General features: G+C 64.2%; 5 protein-coding genes. 2 read left to right on the top strand and 3 right to left on the bottom strand.

Features of this window, described 5'->3' with window-relative positions; translation table 11 throughout:
* A partial coding sequence (locus AC5JJ6_RS04565; RefSeq protein ID WP_496040910.1) for a c-type cytochrome occupies positions 1 to 648 on the top strand: 648 nt, incomplete at its 5' end.
* A gap of 176 nt (positions 649 to 824) precedes the next feature.
* Positions 825 to 1652, top strand: coding sequence for a type II secretion system minor pseudopilin (locus AC5JJ6_RS04560; RefSeq protein WP_496040909.1), 828 nt, complete (start codon positions 825 to 827; stop codon positions 1650 to 1652).
* 47 nt (positions 1653 to 1699) lie between these two features.
* Here AC5JJ6_RS04560 and AC5JJ6_RS04555 read toward each other — a convergent pair whose 3' ends face one another.
* The 3 genes from AC5JJ6_RS04555 to AC5JJ6_RS04545 all read right to left on the bottom strand — a co-directional run bounded on the left by AC5JJ6_RS04555 (position 1700) and on the right by AC5JJ6_RS04545 (position 3416).
* A complete protein-coding gene (locus AC5JJ6_RS04555) occupies positions 1700 to 2281 on the bottom strand; it encodes a hypothetical protein (protein WP_496040908.1) in 582 nt (193 codons plus the stop codon).
* A gap of 98 nt (positions 2282 to 2379) precedes the next feature.
* Positions 2380 to 2940 (bottom strand): prepilin-type N-terminal cleavage/methylation domain-containing protein, encoded by a 561-nt coding sequence (locus AC5JJ6_RS04550; RefSeq protein ID WP_496040907.1) that lies wholly within the window; start codon positions 2938 to 2940, stop codon positions 2380 to 2382.
* Positions 2937 to 3416 (bottom strand): type II secretion system protein, encoded by a 480-nt coding sequence (locus AC5JJ6_RS04545; RefSeq protein ID WP_496040906.1) that lies wholly within the window; start codon positions 3414 to 3416, stop codon positions 2937 to 2939. Before AC5JJ6_RS04545 ends, AC5JJ6_RS04550 begins: the two co-directional genes overlap by 4 nt.
* Positions 3417 to 3562 lie beyond the last annotated feature (146 nt).

Below are 3562 nucleotides of genomic sequence, written 5' to 3'. Positions count from 1 at the left end.
GTAAACAGCCTGACGCGGAACGATGGCCTGTGCCTGCGGATTATTCTGCCTGTGGATGGATGTGCCATAACGGTTCAAACGTCTTCAGGGTGGTTCACTTCAAGGAGAGTTGTGTTGAGCGGTTTTGAAACTCGAGGCATCAACCAGCAGAACGGCGATTTTTTCAGAAAAGTCGTGATTGCCTGTACCGCGGCGGCGCTGCTGGCGGGTGCCGCCAGCCATGCCGGCGCCCAGTCGCCGCAGCCGGTGTCGTCCGATCCCACGGCTGTGGTCAAGGATCGTGAAACGACCATGAAATCCATGGGCGACGCGATGAAGAAGATTTCGGCCTACGTCAAGAATGAGGGCGGCACCATCGACGGGGTGCGCGAGGGCGCCTCAGCCATCGGTCAAGCCTCGCACAAGATCGTGCCGAACCTGTTCCCGGCGGCAACCGGCATCGGCAACATCGAAGGCAGCGAGGCCAAACCGGAAATCTGGCAGCAGTGGGGGCAGTTTGAGCAGGCCGCCACGCGGCTGGTGACGGCGAGCGACGGACTGTCGAGTGCGGCTCAAGGCGAGGATCGTGTGGCGATCGCCCGGCAGTTCGGCCAGGTCGGTCAGGCCTGCGGCGGCTGCCACGATAATTTCCGCCAGAAGAAGAGCTGAGCGTAAATTGCGGCCCGGGTGCGCCGGCACGAGGCTCACCGGAGTATCCGGGCTGCAACTCAGGTTTCAACATTCTGCCATTCGGGCATTTCCGTCGGGCATCACGCTCTACGCGACCCACGCGGCGCACACGCCGGCGCAGTGAGTTCCGGCGTTAATCACCAAGGAATGCGGCCATGCATCGGCCTGGCTTTGCGCTGATCGCGGTGTTCTGGATCATCATGGTGGTCGGCCTGTTCGCCGCAATCGTCGCCTCGCGCACTGGGTTCGACATCGAGCGCAGCGGCTGGGCGGTCGATGTCGGCAGGGTCCGGGCCGCCGTCGATGGTGCTGCCGAGGAAGCGGCGTTCGAACTGATCGGTCGTCTTGGATCAGGAGGGTTGGTGACGAACCTGACCGATCTCGCACAGTTCGAGATCGTCATCGATGATATCAGGGTCCTTGTGGTGCTGGAGGACGAGGACGGCAAGATCGACCTTAACGGCGCCCAGCCGGAACTGCTGGCCGCACTGCTGGATGTGGTGCTTCAGCGGGACCCGACACTGGCAACGGATGATTCCCTGACCCTCTCGGAGAGGATTGCCGATTTTCGCGACATCGATAATCTTCGCCGGCTTCACGGGGCTGAAGATCCCGAATACGCCGCCGAGGGGCTTGCTGCCGGGGCGAAGGATACGGCCTTCGACACGGTGGGTGAGCTGAGCCAGGTTCTCGGGGTGACGGCCGGTCTGGCTGCTGCTGTGGAACCCTATGTGACCGTCTACAGCGGCCGCTCGCAGTTCGATCCTGATGCCGGTTCACTGGAGCTCAAGCCGATGATCGACGCCATCAACGCCGCGGGCCTGATCTCCAGCGTGGCGCCGTCGCGCCGCCGCGTGTTCTCCGTCACAGCCAGTGCCGCGCTGCGGAACGGAGTGGCCTTTACCCGCACTGCGGGATTTCGGATCACCGGCAATGCGGCTCAACCCGTTGCGTGGTTTGGCTGGCGCCCAACCGATCGCTGATCATGAGACCATTTCCCAAACAGCCAGAACGGTGATCGGGCTGCCCCTCACATCCGCTGGCCAGGGTCCACTGCAGCGGTTCCGCCATCGACCTCCTCCGCCAGTTCCGGCTCGCGCTGCTGGACGATCTCCACGACAGGCTCCTGTCCCGGCTGGCCAAGATGGACCGTGGCCTCGGTTGCCGCCCTGGAAAAGGTAACGCTTTGGCGCCGGATCGAGGTGATGCGCCAGCCGTCAATCTCATGTCCGAGGGCAAGGCGATGAAGCCGATTTTCCTCCTGGCGGAGCGACAGGATGGCGACCGAACTCCGTCCGGACAGACCGATGCCGCGAACGATTGGAACGTCAATCTCAGCCTCTGCGGCTTGCTGCTCCGTTTCCCCGGCGGCCACCGCCTCGGGTGCGTGCGGTCGGCGTCCGGCTGTGAACAGGGGTCTGTCGGTCAGCACCTGTATCTGCGTCCCATCCTCGATGCCAGCGAACGGTGCCGCCCGGACCACCTGAGATGGTGCGGCGGATTCGATCACCGGCGCCTCGATGGCGGGCTGCCAGTTCAATCCGTGAACCAGCACCGCGGCACCGCCCGCGAGGGTCAGCAGCGACAGGAGGACAGCAGAGGAGATGCGCATCTTGTATGCCCTCAATCTCTTTATTTTGACGTTCAATCATCGTCCAGCGCTGTTCCGGCGTTACTGCGCCAGGAAGCTCTTTCCCGCTTCCGGCCGACCTACCGGTTGCGCATGACCACCCGAAACGGCTGCCATCCAGTGGAGGCGCCACCGTCAAGACTCATTTCTACCATGCTTGGCATCCTTAGTCCTGCGGGCCAGGCATCCCGCCAACCGAGGTTGTCGGAAGCGTCCCAGTAGCGGAACCCGACCCGGCTAACCCCTTCCAGCAGGATCCGCTCACCTGCGGCGGCGACGTCCGCGTTCGGGCGAAGCAATTGCCAGCTCATCCTCAACCCGCCGTCCGACCGGCTGAACGTGACGATATGGGGACCGGCCGTGCCGAAGCGTTCCGGCAGGACGGTGACGAACCGCAGCACCTGAGGCTCTCCGGTGAAGATCAGCGGTGCACGCTCGCGCCGGTCGGACCGGATCGGCATCGCGGTTTCCAGCCAGTCGGCAATCTGCCGGCGCACCAGAAAACCGTGTCCGCCATCACCGCGCGGAGCCGCGGCGCGCGCGGCCAGGGCTATGGCCTGCTGACCCGCCACCATGATGAAGGCGAGCAGCGTCATGGCCACCAGCATCTCAAGCAGGGTAAAACCCGGGCGCCGGCTCACCGGCTCGCTCCGGCAATAAGGCGGCGGCTGACCAGGCCAACCCCGCGCGTTCCCCGCATGGACATCCACGACACGTCCGCCCGGACCTCGATGAGGCCGGCGATGCTCTGACCGGTGGTGTTGTTGACGGTGCGCAGGCAGCAGGTCGTGATCTGCCAGGAGTAGCCGTCCGGGGTTGTGCCATCCACCGCAGGCAAGGGCATTGGGATGGTTCTGCCGACCTCGGCCAGCAGCTGCTCCGCCAGCAGGACAGCCGCCTCTGAACGTTCTGCCCGCTCCGCGACGGCTGTCCCAAGGGAAATCCTCGGCATCATGGCGCCGAGAGCGATACCGAGAATGGCGAGCGCCACCAGGACCTCGATCAGGCTGAAACCCGGACGGTGACGGCTGTTCCGGCGGAAGCGACTATGCAAACCACCAGGGCGCTGGAGCCGGGCAGGGAAGAAGCGGGTGTGGCCGGCGGCTGGTTCAGTCACTGACTTCAATCCTCCCGCTCAGCCAGTCCGCGGCGATGCGAGTTTCGCTCTGCTGGGCTGACGGTACATCAATAATGATGGTGCCACCTGATGAGCCGCCGTTGGGATAGAACTCTATGGCAGTCGTGGTTGGCTGTCCCGGCGCC

It is taken from the genome of Skermanella sp. (genome assembly GCF_059503625.1).
The sequence above is the reverse complement of the archived record's forward strand: the minus strand, read 5'-3'. Positions and strand labels throughout refer to the sequence as shown.

What these genes read in the sequence shown, in the direction of transcription:
- AC5JJ6_RS04560 (WP_496040909.1), top strand. Translation starts at nt 825, where the DNA reads ATGCATCGGCCTGGCTTTGCGCTGATCGCGGTGTTCTGGATCATCATG.
- AC5JJ6_RS04555 (WP_496040908.1), bottom strand. Translation starts at nt 2,281, where the DNA reads ATGCGCATCTCCTCTGCTGTCCTCCTGTCGCTGCTGACCCTCGCGGGC.